Raw genomic sequence first — 18,989 nt, 5'->3', positions numbered from 1 at the left:
ACATAATTGTAAATATGTTACAATTGTTGTGTAATACATATATTAACATAAATTCAAAGTAAAGGTGAATTATAAAGAACGTAAATTTAATATAGTTAGGAGTGTAATTATGGACAATACACAGAGTGAATTCATAGAATTATTGTCTCATTCAATCAGGGGGAAAATAACATATAGATTATATAATAACGTTAATTGGGATAAAATATTAACTATAGCCCAATTACATAAAGTGGAGGGAATAATTTATTCATCTTTAAGTGAAAAAGATATGATATCACAGCTAGATTGTGAATTGCTAAAAAAGCTTCAGATATCAGTATTTCATACTGGAACAAAACAACTGAGAAATATATATAATTTAGCTAAAATATTTAGTAGGTTTAATGACGAAGAAATTCCTGTAATTGTATTAAAGGGACTAGTGGTAAGGAATTTTTATCCTCACCCAGAACAAAGGGATATGAATGATGCAGATATATTAGTTCATAAAGAAGATTTGAAAAAAGTTAAATGTATTTTATTAGACTTGGGTTATAGCCAATTAGAGGATCATGCTTCATCTCATCATATAGTATTTTATCATTATACTTTTCCTATTATAGAAGTACACTGGCATATTGTTAAGAGAGATGGATTTAGTATTGATCTTGATAAATTTGAAGAAGACGTATGGAATAATTCTATAAAAATTAATGTAGGTGACTCAGAAGTAAAATCTCTTTGCTATGAAGATTTAGCTTTACACCTATGTATGCATATGGCATCTCATTTAGCTGCCAATGGATTTGGGTTAAGACAGCTTTGTGACTTAGTATTATTAGTAGAAAATAAGGGAAATGAAATTTCATGGATAAGTTTCTTAGACAAATCCAAGAAATATGGTTTTGAAAAGTTTAACGTTATAATTTTTTTATTATGTAATAGATTATTTCACATGAAAGTTCCTAATGAATTAATAAATATTAAATTGGATCAAGTAAAATATATTAATTTGCTCATAGATGAAATTTTAAAGGGTGGAGTTTATGGAAAAAAGGACGTGGTAAATGCCTTCGGTAATCAAATTGCTTTTAACTATGAATGTAAAGATAATAATGCCACTTTAGGAGCCATAAAGAGATACATACGTTTTATGTTTCCTAGGGTAGAATATATGTCATATAAATATAATTATGCAAAGATATGTAAAATATTAATCCCTATAGCATGGTTTCACCACTTAATAGCAGGTTTGTTTAGAAAAGAATATTCCTTTATTGAAAAGAGTAAGTTTATAATAAGGGGAGCTTCTATTTCTGTAAAGAAAAATAAATTACTGAAATGGATGGAATTATAGGGTATAGAATTATATCACTAATCCCAATAATTGAATATTATATTATAGGACAAGTCTATAGTATAAATTAAAGTCCAAAGGGAGAAAAGATATGAGTAGTACAGTTACTATAGAATATAGAGATAATGAGACTAAGGCATTAATATACTCCAAAGATATTTATGAAAATGTAAAGACGGGATTATATATATACAAAGCTAAAGATATTAATGGATATACTCCAATAAAAGGCACTATCTTTTTATTTGTGATTTTCTTCATAAAAAATTATACTATAACATTTTATTATAATAAGAAGGATATACCAGAGCCTATTTATGGATGTATAGAAATTAACTATATAAATATTGATACAAATGAAAAATTAATACCTTCTATTAATATAGAGAATATTGATATGGGAGAATATAATTATGAAGCAAAGTCAATAGAAGGTTATGATCTAATTACCGAGAGTAAAGTAAAAGTAATATTAACTATAGAAAATCCCAATGTAGTTATAGATTTCAAGTATAGGAAGAAGGAAAGTACTGAGTATATTATTGATTTGAAATATTTTAATATTAAAAACGATGGAACTTCACCTATAGAAACATCTAAAGGTATTAATAAAGCCTTAGAATTCATGTCATCATCACTAAAGTATAAAAAGATAATCTTTCCAAAGGGTATTTATTTAATAGATGAAAATAATCCAATAGTAATTAAATTAAAAGATATAACTATAGATTTAAATGGTTCTACTCTAAAAATTAACAGTAATGCACTAGAAAGATATTCTATTGTTAGCTTTGAAGATGGAGCAGAAAACCTTATATTTACCAATGGAATTTTAGAAGGAGATAAAGAAACCCATGATTATATTACAGTACCAGGAACTCATGAGTGGGGATGTGGATTAGTAGTAAATGGTGGTTTAGATTGTATTATAGATAATATTTCAGTGATCAATGTACCAGGTTATGGCGTTGCTACTAATAGCGGTAACAATAAAAATAGGTATAATACTGTTTATGTAAAAGATTTTCAGATTGGAGATATAAATCTAAAAGGAGAAATTATTGAAAGTAACATTGTTTCTAGGACTAAAGCTTATAACATTTCAGCTTGTAACGGGAAATTTGAGTTTGGATATACTTTAGGATATCAAGGGTATCCTTATATAAAGCAACCCCAATATATATCTTATTTCTATGATAAAAATAATCAGTTTATTTCTTCAGAGAAGTGCCTTCAGTTTAGAAAGGTTATTATACCAGAAGGAGCAGTCTATGTGAGATTTGTATTTCCACAGATAGATATAGCTAGTAATTTAGGCTATGTAGGTTGGATTAGTAATTTTGAGCCGCCTACTAATATGATTTTAAGGAATTGCAACATTTCAAATAATAGAAGTTTAGGAATTGCATTTTGTGGAGGTCAGCAATGGACTATAGAAAATAATATTTTTGAAAATAATGGAGGTCAAGCACCTGGTTATGCTATTGACTTTGAAGATGGATGGGATCTAATGCAGGATATTAAAGTTGAAAATAATAAATTTATGGGGAATAAATCAGGAGATATAGTTACTTGCGCAGGAGATAATATTATATTTGAAGGAAATGAATTTACAGGAATGGTATATATGTGGGGAAGAACAACTAATTATAAATTTATTAAAAATATATTTAAATCTAATTCTGTAATCTATGAATATTCATCTAAAATTGAAAGTAAAGAAAATCAGTTTATAAATAGTAATTTAAGATTGCAACCAAGAAATACTATAGTGACTGAAAGACCTTATGTTTATGGAGAAACTTTTATAAATAGCAGTATTGATAGAATGACTGAGGAAGATATAATTTTTAACTCAATAGTTACTAGTGATGGAACTATAAATGTGAGAATTGTTGGAAATTTAAAAGATTGCAGTTTGAAAATGAAACAATGCTATTTAAGTGCTGAACTTAATAGTTGTATTATTGAAGATAGCGTTTTAACAGTACTATTAAATGCTTCAATGAATGGATGTATCATTTCCAAATCTATAGTAAGAACCCATGGAAATACAGGAACTATTATTTTGAATAAATGCAAGATAATAGATTGTAACCTTCTTACCCAAACATGGGGAAGTTCAACAGTATTAGAGATTGAGAATAATATTATAGAAATGAGTTCTTCATCTGATGATTTCATAAAGCTGTCAGCAGGAAAAATGAAAAACCTTATATTTAATAATAATGAAGTTAATAATAGCAGTAGTAATTCTGTTTTAAATATGTTTGATACTACCTATAGTAATCCCAACGGAAAAGTTATCTTAAGAGAAAACGTATTTAACCAAAACTCATCTCCGTATATTTTTAGCGGAACTACCATAAAGAAAGGATTATTTGAATTTAATGATATTCGAAATACTATAAATGGAAACGCAAAAATTCTAAATCCAATATATTTTAATAATGAATATTTTGTAATTTATACCGAATAAATAAATATAGATAAGAAGGCATAGGCTTTCTTATCTATATTTATGTTTAACTTATGATGTTGGAATTTGAGGATCTGGAGGAGTTGGTTGAATTTTTTTTGTACATTTTCCATATCCAGTACAAAGATCTAAGCTAAGTAGTTCATAATATTTACAATCTCTTTCCCAAGTTAATGGACAATTATTGCCTGCACCAGCAGGATTTTTACATGCACCTATAAGTGGGTTCCAAAATGTGGGGTTTGTATCTTTAGTCTCAGTAACACTTAAATTTGTTAATTCTGGTTTGTTCCAAGTTTTCATCTTTTCACCTCCCTACTATAATATGTTACTATAAAAGTAAATAAATGTAAATTAATTATATAAATAATTATGATGGATATTAAAGAATAATGCTAGTTTTGTTAATTTAAAAGTAATAGTTTATTAAATACATTATATAAAGTAATTAGAAAAAAGCATGTAATCAATAACAGATTTCATGCAAAGATTTTTATCAAATATAGGTTTAAATAATAAACTCATCTATTGAATCTTAAACAATAAGATGGTAAAATTATACACATAAAACAATATGTGTATATAGATGATATTTAAATAGAAGGAGGAAAAAAATGAAAAGAGAGTGGAAGAAACCAATATTATTACAACTAGCTGCTAGTGATACAAATGAAACTGAATATATTGATTTTTGTAATTGGCAAGAACCAATGAGTATTAAATTTAATAATGAAGATTACACTAATCCTAATATTCAACCTGCTGATCATCCAGATTGGGTGTGGTGTTACAAGCACAATAGATGGCATCCTAAAAATCATGGAAGTGCACCAAAACAATCATAATTTTTGTCCAAGATACCTATATCAAAATAAAGCTTGATATAGGTGTCTTGATTTAAGGAAATATTAGAAACATAGAATGCCAGAAAGGATTTAATGAAAGTATGTATATAGATAAAAAGTATTTCTATAGAGTATATGGACTTAATATAGATTCCAATATAGAAATTCTAGAATTCCCTAAAAGAAATGAAGATTTTATAGATAAAGACATTGTAACTATATTATATGGACAAACTCCCAATAATATTTTAGAAGAAATTAAAGAGGGAAAAAGTATTCACGTAACAAAGGATCATGTTTGGTTTCATATAGACCATGTGGCTACTTATTGTATTGAAAATGGAAATACTGTGATAGTAGATCCCTGTGAGAATTGTGATAAAAGTCTTATGAAAGTTTATATAATGGGAAGTGTCTTAGGGTTTCTCCTACTTCAAAGGGAGTCAACAGCTATTCATGGAGGCACCGTTGTCATAAATGGAAAGGCTATTATATTTACAGGAGAAAGGGGGGCTGGAAAGTCGACATTGACTACAGCACTTGTAAAAAAAGGCTATAATTTTGTAGCAGATGATGTAGCTGCATTAAGTTTTGATAATAAAATAGTCATTGAACCAGGCTTTCCTTACCATAAACTATGCTTTGATGCTTTAGAGAATATGTGTTATGTTAAAGAATCTTATCCTTGCTTTCATGTTGATGGAAAGATAAAGTATATAGTTCCAGATTTTCATGGGTTTTCTAAAGAAAAGTTTCCACTAACAGCAATTTGTGAGCTTGATATGGGTGAGGTTGATAATGTAAGAGTGGAAGAGATAAGGGGAGTAGAAAAGCTTAATAAGATTATTAAAAATATATATAGAAATGAATATATAGGATCTATGGAAGGTATGACTCCTAAGTATTTCAAAAACTGTATAGAGATCGCTCAAAAAGCTAAGTTTTATAGAATTACAAGGCCTAGGGATAAGTACACGGTGGATGATCAAATAGAAATTATTGAGGAGATATTTAAAGAGAAAAAAGGGTTTAGGGATATGTAAATTTTTAAGTTAATTCATATTAATAATTGGAGTTATAGTTACATTTATAAATAGCATAATATTATATGGGTTAAATTTATAATTATATTTGAGAGGATGAGAGAGATGGAGATTAAAGAACTTAAAGTTAAATCTGCTGAAATTAATGAAAACATGGAGATGACACTAAATTCTAAGATTACAAGAAACTCTGATATTGATGCTACAGATTTAGATGGTGAAGTGGTTATGATGAATTTAGAAAAAGGTCAATATTTTATGATGAACCAGGTTGGAAGTAGAATATGGGAGATTATTAAAGAGCCTTCTACTGTTAATAATATTATTAATACATTGCTTGGAGAGTTTCAGGTTGAAAAGAGTCAGTGTAAAGAAAATGTAGTAGAATTTTTAGGAAAACTTAAAAATGCAGAGCTTATCAGTATTAACTAGAAAGATTAGAACCTTTGCTATTTTAGATTGGAGTATTAAGTTGAAATTTCTAGAAGCTTATATATATACAGGAATATATAGGACTTTAATAATCTTTGTACCTTTTAATAAACTTAGGAAGAGATTGGGTAATGTAAAAGAAGAGTCGCCTGATGAGGTAGATATAAATTCATATAGAATAGCGCGAGACATAAAGTGGGCAGTTATTAGTGCTTCACGATATACGCCATGGGAAAGTAAGTGCCTTATTAAAGCTCTTACTGCACAAAGAATGATGAGAGGAAAGGGAATACCAACTACAATTTATCTAGGGGTTAAAAAGAATGAAAAAAATGAGATGGTAGCACATGCATGGACACGGTGTGGGTCTTACTTTATTACAGGTGGAGAGAATAGAAGTGGATATGCAGTGGTAGCTAAATTTTCAACTTTGGGATGGAAAAGATGAATTAGTGTAACATATGAGTAAAGCCACCAATGAAATCCTAAAAATTTCATTGGTGGCTTATTTATTGATTTACTGCAGTTTCTAGTATAACTTTATTCTCAATCTCTTTCAGCGTTCCTTTTTCAAGTTTTAAAATTCTATCACAGATAGGTAATGCAGAAGGTCTATGGGTTATTATAATACAGGTTGGTTTATGTTCTAGTTCTTTTACTGATTTAAGGACATTGAGTTCTGTATCAACATCTAAAGATGAAGTTACCTCATCTAGGATTAAAATTGGTCTTTTTCTTAGTAGAGCTCTTGCTATAGCTAGCCTTTGAGCTTGACCTTCTGAAACTCCACTACCTTTTTCACCTATTAAGGTATGAAAGTTATCTTCTAATTTGTTTATAAACTTCAATGCATAGGCTGCTTTTGCGGCTTCTTCAATGTCATCTGAATTAGCATCATCTTTACCGTAGCGAAGATTATCCTCTATGGTTCCAGAAAAGAGAGTGTTTCCTTGAGGCACATAAGAAATAAGTTCCCTATGATTTCTATTTAAAACTATTTCATCACTGTTTCTTATGTTATAGCTTCCTAGGGTAATTTCTCCTTCATCACAGTGAATAAGCGATAGTAAAAGTCTTATTAAGGTTGTTTTACCTTCTCCAGAGGGACCAATTAAGGCTACAATTTCTCCAGGAGCTATGTTAAAGGTTACATTATTTATTACAGGGTTTCCTTCCCTATAACTAAAGGATACATTTTTAAACTTAATATAGGGAGACTTAAATGACTCGGGAATACTTGGAACATTGACATCTTCAAGAGAGATTTCTTCAATCTCCATAAGTCTTTCAGTAGCTGAGATACACCCTATAAGGGCTGGAAAAGTGTTAGCAAGTCCAGAAATAGGACCTTGAATATTGCTGTAGAGTTGTATCATAGCGGTAAAAGTACCATATGTTCCCAATCCCTTTGAAATGTTTAAAGCCCCCCAACAAAATATAGAGAAATAAGCAATGGTAGAACAAAATCCCATGGACATCCCTGAAAGAACACTAAGTTTAGTATTTCTCATAGCTAACTCATATTTTTTTTTTTGTATTAGATGGAGTTTATCTACATTAAATTTTTCCATACAAAAGGTTTTAACTATCATTAAGTTTTGAATAGATTCTTGAATGAAAGAGCGATATTTTATATCCTCTTCTTGTATTTCTTTATATAGTTTTTTTAGTTTTCTACCAAAGGAACGACTAATTAAAAGCAATATAGGACCTACTATCACTGCTACAATTGCTACGGATGGAGCAAAATAAATAAGAGTAGAAAAGGAAGCTATAAAAGTTACTAGCAGAGATATAATGCTAGGAATAGTACCTAATATTGTTGAAGATATTGTCCCTACATCCGATGTGATTCTAGTAAGCAAGCTAACACTGTGAAATTTTGATTGTTCAATCCATTCACTATAGGTAAGATGTTTATAAAGCTTACTTTGCATACCTTGATTGAGTCTAGTAGATGCCCTAGTACTCATAAATGAGGTAATAGGAGATATGAGCATTCTTCCAAACATTATAGTGGCCATTACAATGAGCCATTGAATAACCGTTGAAGTTTTACCACTAATAGCAGCATCTATAAGAGATTTTGATATTATAGCATTATAAACTCCAATTAAAGATAATGCAGAATTGATTATTATTGTAGAAATAAAAAAAGGGAGAATAGGTTTACATTGAGAACTAACCCATTTCATTTTTGCAAAGAGATTTCTAAAATCTTCTTTTGACTCCAATTTTATATATTTATTTAATTTACTTATTCTAATGTATTTAAGATATATGTCCTTTATTGAATTGTTCATATAGTCCTCCTATAGACTTTATTTAATATTAAAGAATTAAATATACTTCAATGAAATAACATGTAAAATATGAATATAAATGTAATAATATGGTAACATAACTAAGCTAGATTTTCAACTTATAAAAAGTTTCTGAAAAATGAAAATTTATTGTAGATAAATGGAATTGAAAACGTTATAATATTTATTAAATAACAAATTTTAAAAGATACAGTAGAAAAGGGGAGAATAATCAAATGAAATTAGGGGATTACTTATGGGGAGGTTTATTACTTTTATGGGCTGCAGTTTTAGTAGTTCCAACAACTAGAGAAGTATTTATGGCTATGACACAAGCATATCCATATATAAGTGGCTTTTTTAAATTCTTTGTTTTAGCTACCATGGGAGACATGTTGGGAGCTAGAATTTTACATGGACAGTGGCAAAAGACTAAAGGATTAATTTTTAAAGCAATTATATGGGGAATAATTGGAATGATGATAACTTTAGCCTTTACACTATATTCAGAAGGAGTGTTAGCTGCACAAGATATAGGCAGATTACCTTTCCATGGCTCAAAGTTTGGACATGCATTTTTAACAAGTGCTATGATGAATATTACTTTTGCACCTTTTATGTTTTTATTTCATAAGTTTTGTGATTTATATATTGATGTTAAATATAGAGGGATGAAAAAGGTAACTATAAATGATTTGGTTAAAGAAATTGATTTTAATATGCTCATAGGGTTTAGTATGTTAAAAACAATTCCATTTTTCTGGATTCCATGTCATACCCTTGTATTTTTAATGCCACCACAGTATAGAGTAGTTGCTTCGGCTTTCTTATCAATAGCTTTAGGTCTTATGATGGCTATAGCCAAAAAGTCTAAAAAAACTATAGTTAATGAACAAGAGGTCGTAGGATAGTACAAGAAGGAGGGGTTTAATGGCAACTTGGATAGCTCATCTTAGAATTGCAGAAAACATATTGAAGAATATGGATGATTTAGATTCTATAGCATTTATACTTGGAAATGTTGGTCCAGATTCTGGAGTTCCGAATGAAGATTGGAGTAGCTTCAATCCACCAAAAAAAATTACTCATTGGATTAATGAAGAAAATAATATAGATGCAGAGAGGTTTTTTGATAGGTATCTAAAAAATAATTTGATGGAATACTCAAAATATTCTTATGTCCTTGGATATTATATACACTTGCTTACAGATATTGAATGGTCTAAGTTTTTCAATGAAAAAAAGAAAAATGCTTTATATAATAAAAAATTAAAAGAGGATGCAAGTTTTATTTGGACCATAAAAAAGGATTGGTATGGATTAGATTTTTTATATTTAGAAAAAAATCCTAATTTTATTTTTCATACTATATTCAAAAATATAGACGAGGTACCGGATTATATAGATTATTTTCCTAAAGGGGCTTTAATGAAGCAAGTTAAGTATATAACAGAATATTATTTAGGAGATAATGAAGAAACTAAGGAGAATTTTATATATCTTAATGAAGAGGAAATGGATAAGTTTATAGATGATACTTCTAAAAAGATAAATGGTATTTTAAAAGATAAAATTCAATAAATAAAGAAAAATATTAAGAATAAGAGCTATACATATGATTTTATGTTATAGTTCTTTTATTTTTGTATTCCTTTATAAATATAATAGTAGATTTTTTATGAAGAATGAGTTAATTATATATATATTCCACTAGGATACTTATTGCATCAATTATTAAAATGGCTTATAATAAAATAAACTTTGATTATCAAAGTATTTGAAATTCAAAGTAAAATATCTTAATTTGAAAGGTAGTGTTTTTATGAATATAAAAGGTCTTAAGATAGGAAATATATTTGTACCTATGCCTATAATTCAAGGTGGAATGGGGATAGGAGTTTCTAGATCAAAACTTGCATCAGCAGTGACTAATGAAGGAGGAATCGGAGTTATATCTGCAGCACAAGTAGGATATGATGAAGAGGACTTTGAAAGTAATAATTTAGCTGCAAACATTAGAGCTTTAAAAAAACAAATTTTATTAGCAAAAAAAGCTACTGATGGAGGAGTTATTGGAGTTAATATAATGGTCGCTATGAATAATTATAAAGAGCATGTTAAGGCAGCCATAGAAGGGGGTGCGGATATTATAATCTCAGGAGCTGGAATACCAATGGAATTACCAAAGTTAATCAAAGGTTTTTCAGTAAAAATTGCACCAATAGTATCTTCTTTAAAGTCAGCCAAAGTTATTTTGAAGCTTTGGGATAGACATGATAAAGTAGCCCCTGACATGGTTATAGTTGAAGGACCAAGAGCAGGAGGACATTTAGGATTTAAAAAAGAAAATATAAATATGACTGAAGAAGCCTTTGATAAAGAAGTAGTAGATATAATTAATGAAACTAAAATTTATGGAGAAAAGTATAATAAGGAAATTCCAGTAGTAGTGGCTGGAGGTATATACGATGGAAAAGATATAGCTAAATACCTAAAACTAGGTGCAGATGGAGTTCAAATGGCAACTAGATTTGTAGCGACAGTAGAATGTGATGCATCAGAAAATTTTAAGAAGGCTTATGTTGATTCAAAAGAAGATGATATAGTTATAGTAGATAGTCCTGTAGGGTTACCAGGAAGAGCTATATGTAATCCATTTGTAGAGAATACTTTTAAAGGGAAATTGAAAGTGGAAAAATGCTATAGATGTATATCTCACTGTAATCCAAAAGAAACTCCTTATTGCATTAGTGAAGCACTAATAAATGGTGTTAAGGGAAATATGGATGAAGCTTTAGTATTTTGTGGAGACAATGCCCATAGGATAAAAAGTATAGTTACAGTAAAGGAATTAATGGAGGAGTTAAAAGCAGAAATTTTAAAAGCATAAAATCCAGAAATAAATCATAAACATCAAATTTAGAATTAACAAAAAAATTAAAAATTTTTAATTTAGGTTTTACTAACGATGAAAATATGTAATAATAATATGTATGTTTTATTATTAGGATGAGGTGTAAAGATGAAAATTGGATTTGATCATGAAAAATATCTGGAAGAACAATCAAAATATATTTTAGAGAGAGTAAATAATTATGATAAGCTTTATCTAGAATTTGGAGGAAAACTATTATTTGATATGCATGCTAAAAGAGTTTTGCCAGGCTTTGATGAAAATGCAAAAATAAAGTTACTTCATAAGCTTAGAGAAAAGGCAGAAATAATTATCTGTGTATATGCTGGTGATATTGAAAGAAATAAGATAAGAGGCGACTTTGGAATTACATACGACATGGATGTACTAAGATTAATTGATGATCTTAGAGGATATGATTTACAGGTAAATAGTGTGGTTATAACTCGTTATAGTGGTCAACCAGCTACTAATATCTTTATAAATAAATTGGAACGTAGAGGTATTAAAGTTTATAAGCATGAAGCTATTAAAGGTTATCCTACAGAGGTTGAAACTATCGTAAGCGACGAGGGCTATGGAAGGAATCCATATATAGAAACTACTAAGCCAATAGTAGTAGTAACAGCACCAGGACCAGGAAGCGGGAAATTGGCTACTTGTTTAAATCAATTATACCATGAGAATAAAAGAGGAAATGCTGTTGGATATTCTAAATTCGAAACTTTCCCTGTATGGAATGTGCCTTTGAAACATTCTTTAAATATTGCCTATGAAGCAGCTACTGTTGATCTTAAAGATGTAAATATGATAGACTCTTTTCACTTTGATGCATACAATGAGGTTACAGTAAACTATAATAGAGACATTGAGATGTTCCCAGTTATAAAGAGGATTATTGAGAAGATAACTGGAAAAGAATCTATATATAAATCACCAACAGATATGGGAGTTAATAGAGTAGGATTTGGAATTACTGATGATGAAGTTGTTAAGGAAGCTTCTATACAGGAGATAATTAGAAGATACTTTAAAACTAGTGTTGAATATAAAAAAGGATATGTAGATGCAGAGGTTTTTCAAAGAATTAAAATAATTATGGAAAGTTTAAATCTTAAACCAGAGGATAGAAAAGTAGTCATTCCTGCTAGAGAATATTCTAGTAAGCTTAAATTAGAAGCAAACAAAAATGATGCCTGCCCTGTAGTAGCTCTAGAACTTGAAGATGGTACTGTTTTAACAGGTAGAAGTTCAGAGCTAATGGATGCATCTTCAGCAGCTATTTTAAATGCAGTAAAGTACCTAGCTAACATATCTGATGAGATTCATTTAATTTCACCAGTGGTATTAGAACCTATAAAAAGTTTGAAAACCAATGCTTTAGGAAGTAATAATACATCTTTAAATTCAGAAGAAATACTGATTGCCCTTAGCATTTGTGCTGCTACTAATCCTATGGCTCAAGTTGCTTTAGAAAAACTTATAAAGCTTAAAGGGTGTCAAGCTCACTCTACTACTATTCTAAGTACTGGTGACGAGCAAATATTTAGAAAACTGGGAATAGATGTTACTTGTGATGCTGAGTATCCTTCACAAAATTTATTTTATAATATGTAAAATAGTATAAATAAAAATAAATGAACAGTGTATATGATGATGAATTTAAAATCATGAAATATACACTGTTTTATTTAGAAAAAAATATATTTCGACATCCTAAGCTTTTTATAGAAATTTATAGTATCTATGGTATATAATATATATAGTAGTAATAACAAATTTAAATGTGATTTAGGAGGGAACATGGTTAAGAATAAAAGAAATTTTATTTTAAATGATAACTTATACAAAGTAATAGGTGTCTTAGCAATTCCTATTATGATAAATAATTTAATACAAACACTATATAATTTAGTTGATGGATTATGGGTAAGTAAAATTGGATCAGTAGAATTTGCAGCTACAGGGTTTGTTTGGCCAGTTAATTTTTTATTTATATCTATCGGAATGGGCTTATCTATAGCAGGTACATCTATCATTTCTCAGTTTATAGGAGCTGATAAATATGAAGAGGCTAATAAGTATGCAAGTCAGCTTTTGGTAGTATCTTTTTTATCTTCAATACTATTTGCTATAGTAGGATATATAATATCTCCCTTTGTTGTAAGAGTAATGGGGGGTACAGGGGAACTCGCAAGAAATAGTATAATATATCTAAGAATTACCTTCTTAGATATGCCTTTTATGTTTTTATTTTTTAACTTTAACTCCATAATGAATGCAGAGGGAAATACAGTATTTCCAACTGTCCTTAGTGCAATTAGTGCGGTTCTTAATATGATTTTAGACCCAATATTTATATTTACATTTAATATGGGAATCGCAGGAGCAGCTATAGCAACTCTATTGTCAAAGGCTGTTTTAGCAATAGCTGGAATTTATGTATTGATGAGAAGATCATCTAAGGTAAAACCTTCTTTTAAGAACTTTAGATTTGATAGAGAAATAATTAAGAAAATCATATCAGTTGCCCTTCCATCATCTATTGGACAATCTGGTTCAGCCTTAGGATTTATGGCTTTAAATGGTTTTATAGTATCCTATGGCACAGCTACACTAGCAGCTTTTGCTATGGTAAATAGAATTACATCTCTTGTAATTCAACCAGCCATGGGAATAGGAGCAGCCCTTACGTCTATTATAGGTCAAAATCTAGGGTGTAACCAACTTAAAAGAGCGAAGGAAGCCTTTGTAAAAGCCATAAAGCTTACCATCGGTTTTTCTGTTTTAGGGTTAATTGTATTATTAGCTTTTGATAAACAAATCATAGGTTTCTTTATGCAGTCTAAGGATGACATGATGGTAATTTTAGAGGGGATAACATATTTGCAATATATAGCATGGTCTATGCCACTTATGGGTATATTCAGTGTATTGCAAGGAGTATTTCAGGGATCGGGTCATACTAAATATTCTATGGAGATGGAAGTGGGAAGACTTTGGTTTGTGAGACTTCCTATGATATTACTATTCAAGAATTTTACAAATATAGGTTCTGTAGGCATATGGTTTTCTATGAGTTTTAGCAATCTTATAATATGTATTTTTGGATATATAATGTATCGCAAAGGAGCCTGGGAGAAAAATATAATTCATCATAAGGATTGTATAGAATTGAAAGAGGCAAAATAAAGGAATCTATGGGATGAAATCAGAATTAATGTTAAAATATACACATGGGATAAATAATTATCCTATGTGTATTTAATATATATTATTGTTTTATACTTGTCTATATTATTGATAGTGTTTTAGAAGTTAATCACTTTCATAAAATTTTGTGCATTGAGCACAGCGAAAGGAATGAATGTTATTATGGATGAGATTTTAATTGAAGAATATAGGGGAGAACTTTTAGAATGTGTACATAGAGGATATATATGTTGTGTAAATGAAGATGGACAGGTTGTTTACTCTATAGGTGATCCTGGATTTGTAACTTTTATGAGATCATCAGCAAAACCAATACAAGCTATTCCATTAATAAAGAGAGGCATTGATACAAAGTATAATCTTAGTAATAAAGAAATTACAGTTATGACAGGCTCTCATAGGGCAGAACCATTTCATGTTACGGCATTAGAATCTATAATAGATAAAGTCAAGATAGATGAAGATGAACTTATATGTTTACCTACATATCCATTATCAATGAATGCTAAAGAAGAAATATTAAGAAATGGTGGAGAAAAGAGACGAATTTATCACAACTGTTCAGGAAAACATATGGGAATTTTAACTTTATGCACTGATATGAACTGTGATAAAAGGGAATATTGGAATATTAATAGCCCAGCACAACAGGAAATTCTTTCCCACATTTCAATGATATCTGGATATCCAAGAGAACAGATAAAAGTTGGTACAGATGGATGTGGAGTTCCTGTATTTGCAATGCCTATGAAAAATTTAGCTATGGCTTATATGAAGATGGCATGTCCTGACACTATTGGGGATGAGTTAACACGAGATGCTGTAATAAAGCTTACTAAACTAATGAATGAAAATTTTGAGATGGTTTCCGGTACTGATTTAATATGTTCATTACTTTTAATGGATGATAATATAGTTGCAAAGGGTGGAGCAAAAGGAGTATATTGTTTTGGACTTAGAGATGAAAGACTTGGATTTTCAATTAAGATAATAGACGGATCAGAGGAAGAATGGCCGCTAATTGTAGCGTCTATATTAGAGCAGATTAATTATAAAAATAAAGATACTATAGATAGAATAAAAAGGGTATTTCCAAGGGTTATTGTTAATGATAATAATAAAGAAGTAGGAGAAAGTATTGTAAGATTTAAGCTATAGCAAATCAACCTATTTTTAATATTAAGTTTACTTAGATAGTTATATATTAATATGTAATTATTTGAAGGAAGTATATTACATATTAAAAGGTTGAGATGGAGGTAATTAATAATGAAAGAAAATGTTTTAGTAGAGATATGTTGTGGTTCACTAGAAGATGTTATAATAGCTAAAAAAGCTGGAGCCCATAGGGTAGAGTTAAATTCAAATATGTTTTTGGGGGGAATAACCCCATCAATAGGTACTATTGAAGAAGCTAAGAAATTAGTAGATATTCCTATTATGGTAATGATAAGACCGAGAGGAGCTGGATTTTGTTATTCTGAATATGAAATTAAAACCATGGAACGAGATATGAAAGCAGCAATTAAAGCTGGTGCTGATGGTATAGTATTTGGAGCATTACGGGAAGATGGTACTCTTGATGTAGAATTATGCAAAAGATTTATGGATATTATAGGAGATAGAGAAGCTGTATTCCATCGTGCCTTTGATGTAGTGAAAGATCCCTTTAAAGTATTGGATACCTTAGTTGATTTAGGTGTAAAAAGAATTCTTACTAAGGGACAAAAAAACACAGTAGAAGATGGAGCAGAACTTTTAAAAGAGTTGATAAAGTATAGTAAGGGAAAAATTGAAATACTTCCAGGGGGGATAAGACCTCATAATGTAAAATGGATTATCGAAACTTTGAAGTTTAATCAGCTACATGTAGCCTCTTTTACTAGAAGAAAAGATCATTCAACCCGATGCAATCCAGAAGTTTACTTTGGAAGTCCTCTAAATCCAAAAGAGATTGACTATGATATAGCTAACTACGAATATTTAAAAGAAATGTGTGAGAATATAAAAACTATTACTAAAGCTAATTGTATAAAATAGATAAAAATTATTTTTAACAAAGGTTGTTTCATAATAAATTTGAGACAACCTCTTTTTGTTAATTTAACCTTTAAAATAATAGTATACCTTTATAAATAAGAGCACAATATATATTAAGATAATTAACTATTTATATAAGGAGGATTAGTAATGAAAAAATTAAAATATTCTTCTGTGGTTGTACTTATACTTATATGTATATTTTGTACTTTCAATTTAGCTTTAGCTGAAGACAATAGCAAATGTACTGACAAGGAATACTTAAAAAAAATAGTATATCTAACTTTTGATGATGGACCTACCAATAATACTTTAAAGATACTGAAGATTTTAGAAGAAGAAAATGTTAAAGCTACATTTTTTGTTATAGGAGAACTAGCTAAAGAAAATTCTGATATATTAAAGCAAGTTGAAGAACAAGGGCATGAAATATGTATACATACTTATAATCATAAGAACTGCATCTATTCAAGTAAGGAAGAATATTTAGAAGATTATAATAAAGCTAATAAAGCTATCACAGATGTCCTTGGTCATGAACCTTCAAAATTCATGAGAATGCCTGGAGGGTCTAGCACTACCATTGGAGATAAGGGAACTGTTAGAGCTATCAGAAATGAATTATGTGATGAGGGATTGTACTATGTGGATTGGAATATATCTATTGAGGATGCTCTTTCTACAAATGTACCTGTAGAAAAACTTTTATCTACCTTTAAAAAGGAGCTTAAAAAAACTTTTATAGATCCCAATACTGCTATAGTGCTCATGCATGATGGTGCGTCAAATTCTACTACACCTAAGGCGCTTCCTTCTATAATAAAATATTTTAAGGATAATGACTACGAATTTAAAAATTTTGGAGATATATCTGAGGAAGAATTATCTCACCTTTTGAATCAAAGACAGATTAATAAATATAATCAACCAAAGCAAACGGATGCTTCAAATTAAGAATCTAATCCTTTAAAAATAATAATTACTTTATATGCATAAGTATTATACTTGATTTAATTTGACAAAGAGTTAAAGGTATGTAATATTTATGTATATAATTAATATTTTTGTATAGTTAAAATATTAATTGGAATGATTTTATTTGTAATGAAAATTTATAATTAAAATAAAGTATGTGTAGTATAGTCACAAATTATTTTATTAAGGATGTAGATATTTATGAGTAGTATTTTAAAGAATTTAGATGATGGAAAAGAAAAATCTATAAGAGAAATAGTTCTTAAAGAGCTTCGAACAGCTATATTTACAGGAGATATAAACCCGGGAGATAGATTGATAGAAAATAATATTGCTACAGCTATGGGGGTCAGTAGAACCCCAGTTAGAGAAGCACTAAGACAGTTAGAAAGTGAAGGCTTGGCTGTGAATATCCCTAGAAAAGGCACTATAGTCAAGGGGATTTGTATTGAGGATGCTATAGAGATATATGATATTCGCGAAGTTTTAGAGGGCCTTGCAGTAAGGGGAGCATGTATGCATATTTCTCGAATTGAAATAAGAGAATTGAGAGAAATCATAGAAAATATGAAAAAACTTATTGATACTAATGAAGAAAAGGAATATGTAGAAGTTCACAATAGATTTAATAAAATAATTTTAGATGCTTGTCATAATAAAAGGCTAATATCACAAATGGAATATATATATGAATACTTACAGAGCCTAAGAAAGATTAGTTTAATGACAAAAGAAAGGAAATTAGATGCACTTAAAGAGCATATAGAAATTGTAGATGCTATAGAAGTTGGAGATGAGCAACTTGCTGAAGAAAGAGCAAGAGATCATGTTACACGTGCTAAAAAATCTTTTCAAAATGCGGTGGTTAAATAGTAGTTTATAAACGATTATCTATAAAACATAAAGAATTGTTAATACTAAAATTGTATTAACAATTCTTTTTTTATGCTTTATAGCAAGTTTAAAATTACGAAAATTTTTAAAAAAATATTCAATTTTCTATTGATTTTTACAAACGAATTGTATACACTATAAACAAGATGTATACAAAAAGTATTTAAAGTATGAAAAGGGATACAAAACTATTGAATATTTTTAATCAGGAGGCGTAAATATGGAACTTAAAACAGTAGCTAGTGCTGGCACATTGGAATCCAGTGATATTCAAATTATAATTGAACCCTCAACTGCTGGAATAGAAATTACTCTAGAAAGTACTGTTAAAGCACAATTTGGAGAGGAAATAGAAGCAGTTATCAAAGAAACTCTTAAATCCTTGGGGGTAGAAAGTGCAAAGGTGTTTGCTAATGATAAAGGTGCAATCAACCCTGTAATAAAAAGTAGAGTTCAGACTGCAGTTCATAGATCAGCTGAAAACAAGGAATATAAATGGGTGTAAGGGGAGA

The 18,989-nt window shown here is 29.4% G+C and carries 18 protein-coding genes; 16 read left to right on the top strand and 2 right to left on the bottom strand.

Annotated elements, in window-relative coordinates:
- Positions 1–109 precede the first annotated feature (109 nt).
- Both B2P65_RS08525 and B2P65_RS08520 read left to right on the top strand, forming a co-directional pair.
- Positions 110–1,339, top strand: a complete 1,230-nt coding sequence (locus B2P65_RS08525) for a nucleotidyltransferase family protein (RefSeq protein ID WP_346879987.1) — start codon at positions 110–112, stop codon at positions 1,337–1,339.
- A gap of 91 nt (positions 1,340–1,430) precedes the next feature.
- Complete coding sequence (locus tag B2P65_RS08520; protein ID WP_346879986.1) at positions 1,431–3,818, top strand: right-handed parallel beta-helix repeat-containing protein; 2,388 nt, start codon at positions 1,431–1,433, stop codon at positions 3,816–3,818.
- A 51-nt stretch (positions 3,819–3,869) separates the two neighbouring features.
- On the opposite strand, the gene B2P65_RS08515 is transcribed toward B2P65_RS08520, so the two are convergent.
- On the bottom strand, positions 3,870–4,121 hold the full coding sequence (locus B2P65_RS08515; RefSeq protein WP_346846601.1) for a hypothetical protein: 252 nt from the start codon (positions 4,119–4,121) through the stop codon (positions 3,870–3,872).
- Between the two features lie 311 nt (positions 4,122–4,432).
- On the opposite strand from B2P65_RS08515, the gene B2P65_RS08510 reads away from it, so the two are divergent.
- The 4 genes from B2P65_RS08510 (at position 4,433) to B2P65_RS08495 (ending at position 6,586) form a co-directional block, all read left to right on the top strand.
- A complete protein-coding gene (locus B2P65_RS08510) occupies positions 4,433–4,663 on the top strand; it encodes a hypothetical protein (RefSeq protein WP_346879179.1) in 231 nt (76 codons plus the stop codon).
- 101 nt (positions 4,664–4,764) lie between these two features.
- Positions 4,765–5,706, top strand: a complete 942-nt coding sequence (locus B2P65_RS08505; protein ID WP_346846603.1) for a hypothetical protein — start codon at positions 4,765–4,767, stop codon at positions 5,704–5,706.
- Between the two features lie 105 nt (positions 5,707–5,811).
- The gene (locus B2P65_RS08500) at positions 5,812–6,138 is read left to right on the top strand and encodes a lasso peptide biosynthesis PqqD family chaperone (protein WP_346846604.1); all 327 of its coding nucleotides are present in this window, start codon (positions 5,812–5,814) and stop codon (positions 6,136–6,138) included.
- Positions 6,113–6,586 (top strand): lasso peptide biosynthesis B2 protein, encoded by a 474-nt coding sequence (locus tag B2P65_RS08495; protein ID WP_346846605.1) that lies wholly within the window; start codon positions 6,113–6,115, stop codon positions 6,584–6,586. Before B2P65_RS08500 ends, B2P65_RS08495 begins: the two co-directional genes overlap by 26 nt.
- A gap of 61 nt (positions 6,587–6,647) precedes the next feature.
- Here the strand turns inward: B2P65_RS08495 and B2P65_RS08490 are convergent, their stop codons facing one another.
- Positions 6,648–8,441, bottom strand: coding sequence for an ABC transporter ATP-binding protein (locus B2P65_RS08490; protein WP_346879985.1), 1,794 nt, complete (start codon positions 8,439–8,441; stop codon positions 6,648–6,650).
- Between the two features lie 236 nt (positions 8,442–8,677).
- Here B2P65_RS08490 and B2P65_RS08485 point away from each other — a divergent pair, with 236 nt between their 5' ends.
- The 10 genes from B2P65_RS08485 to citD all read left to right on the top strand — a co-directional run bounded on the left by B2P65_RS08485 (position 8,678) and on the right by citD (position 18,982).
- Positions 8,678–9,352, top strand: coding sequence for a hypothetical protein (locus B2P65_RS08485; protein ID WP_346876926.1), 675 nt, complete (start codon positions 8,678–8,680; stop codon positions 9,350–9,352).
- A 19-nt stretch (positions 9,353–9,371) separates the two neighbouring features.
- A complete protein-coding gene (locus B2P65_RS08480) occupies positions 9,372–10,022 on the top strand; it encodes a zinc dependent phospholipase C family protein (RefSeq protein ID WP_346879984.1) in 651 nt (216 codons plus the stop codon).
- 241 nt (positions 10,023–10,263) lie between these two features.
- Positions 10,264–11,331: a nitronate monooxygenase gene (locus B2P65_RS08475; protein ID WP_346876924.1), complete on the top strand. Its 1,068-nt coding sequence runs from the start codon at positions 10,264–10,266 to the stop codon at positions 11,329–11,331.
- Between the two features lie 132 nt (positions 11,332–11,463).
- Positions 11,464–12,972 carry a DUF1846 domain-containing protein gene (locus B2P65_RS08470; protein WP_346879983.1) on the top strand — a complete coding sequence of 503 codons (1,509 nt, stop codon included), beginning with the start codon at positions 11,464–11,466 and terminating at the stop codon, positions 12,970–12,972.
- Positions 12,973–13,158: 186 nt separating this feature from the next.
- Positions 13,159–14,547 (top strand): MATE family efflux transporter, encoded by a 1,389-nt coding sequence (locus tag B2P65_RS08465; RefSeq protein WP_346879176.1) that lies wholly within the window; start codon positions 13,159–13,161, stop codon positions 14,545–14,547.
- A 183-nt stretch (positions 14,548–14,730) separates the two neighbouring features.
- Complete coding sequence (locus B2P65_RS08460) at positions 14,731–15,726, top strand: asparaginase (protein ID WP_346879982.1); 996 nt, start codon at positions 14,731–14,733, stop codon at positions 15,724–15,726.
- Between the two features lie 111 nt (positions 15,727–15,837).
- Positions 15,838–16,608: a copper homeostasis protein CutC gene (locus B2P65_RS08455; protein WP_346879981.1), complete on the top strand. Its 771-nt coding sequence runs from the start codon at positions 15,838–15,840 to the stop codon at positions 16,606–16,608.
- A gap of 150 nt (positions 16,609–16,758) precedes the next feature.
- Entirely contained in the window at positions 16,759–17,562 is an 804-nt protein-coding gene (locus B2P65_RS08450) for a polysaccharide deacetylase family protein (protein ID WP_346879980.1), read from the top strand.
- Between the two features lie 222 nt (positions 17,563–17,784).
- Entirely contained in the window at positions 17,785–18,456 is a 672-nt protein-coding gene (locus B2P65_RS08445; RefSeq protein WP_150842464.1) for an FCD domain-containing protein, read from the top strand.
- Positions 18,457–18,697: 241 nt separating this feature from the next.
- Positions 18,698–18,982, top strand: coding sequence for a citrate lyase acyl carrier protein (gene citD / locus B2P65_RS08440; RefSeq protein WP_346876919.1), 285 nt, complete (start codon positions 18,698–18,700; stop codon positions 18,980–18,982).
- Positions 18,983–18,989: the final 7 nt, after the last annotated feature.

This window comes from Clostridium sp. UBA3061 (assembly GCF_002367465.1).
GTDB classification, from domain to species: Bacteria; Bacillota; Clostridia; order Clostridiales; family Clostridiaceae; genus Clostridium_J; species Clostridium_J sulfidigenes.
Note: the sequence above shows the minus strand (reverse complement) of the source record. Positions and strands in the feature narration are given on the sequence as shown.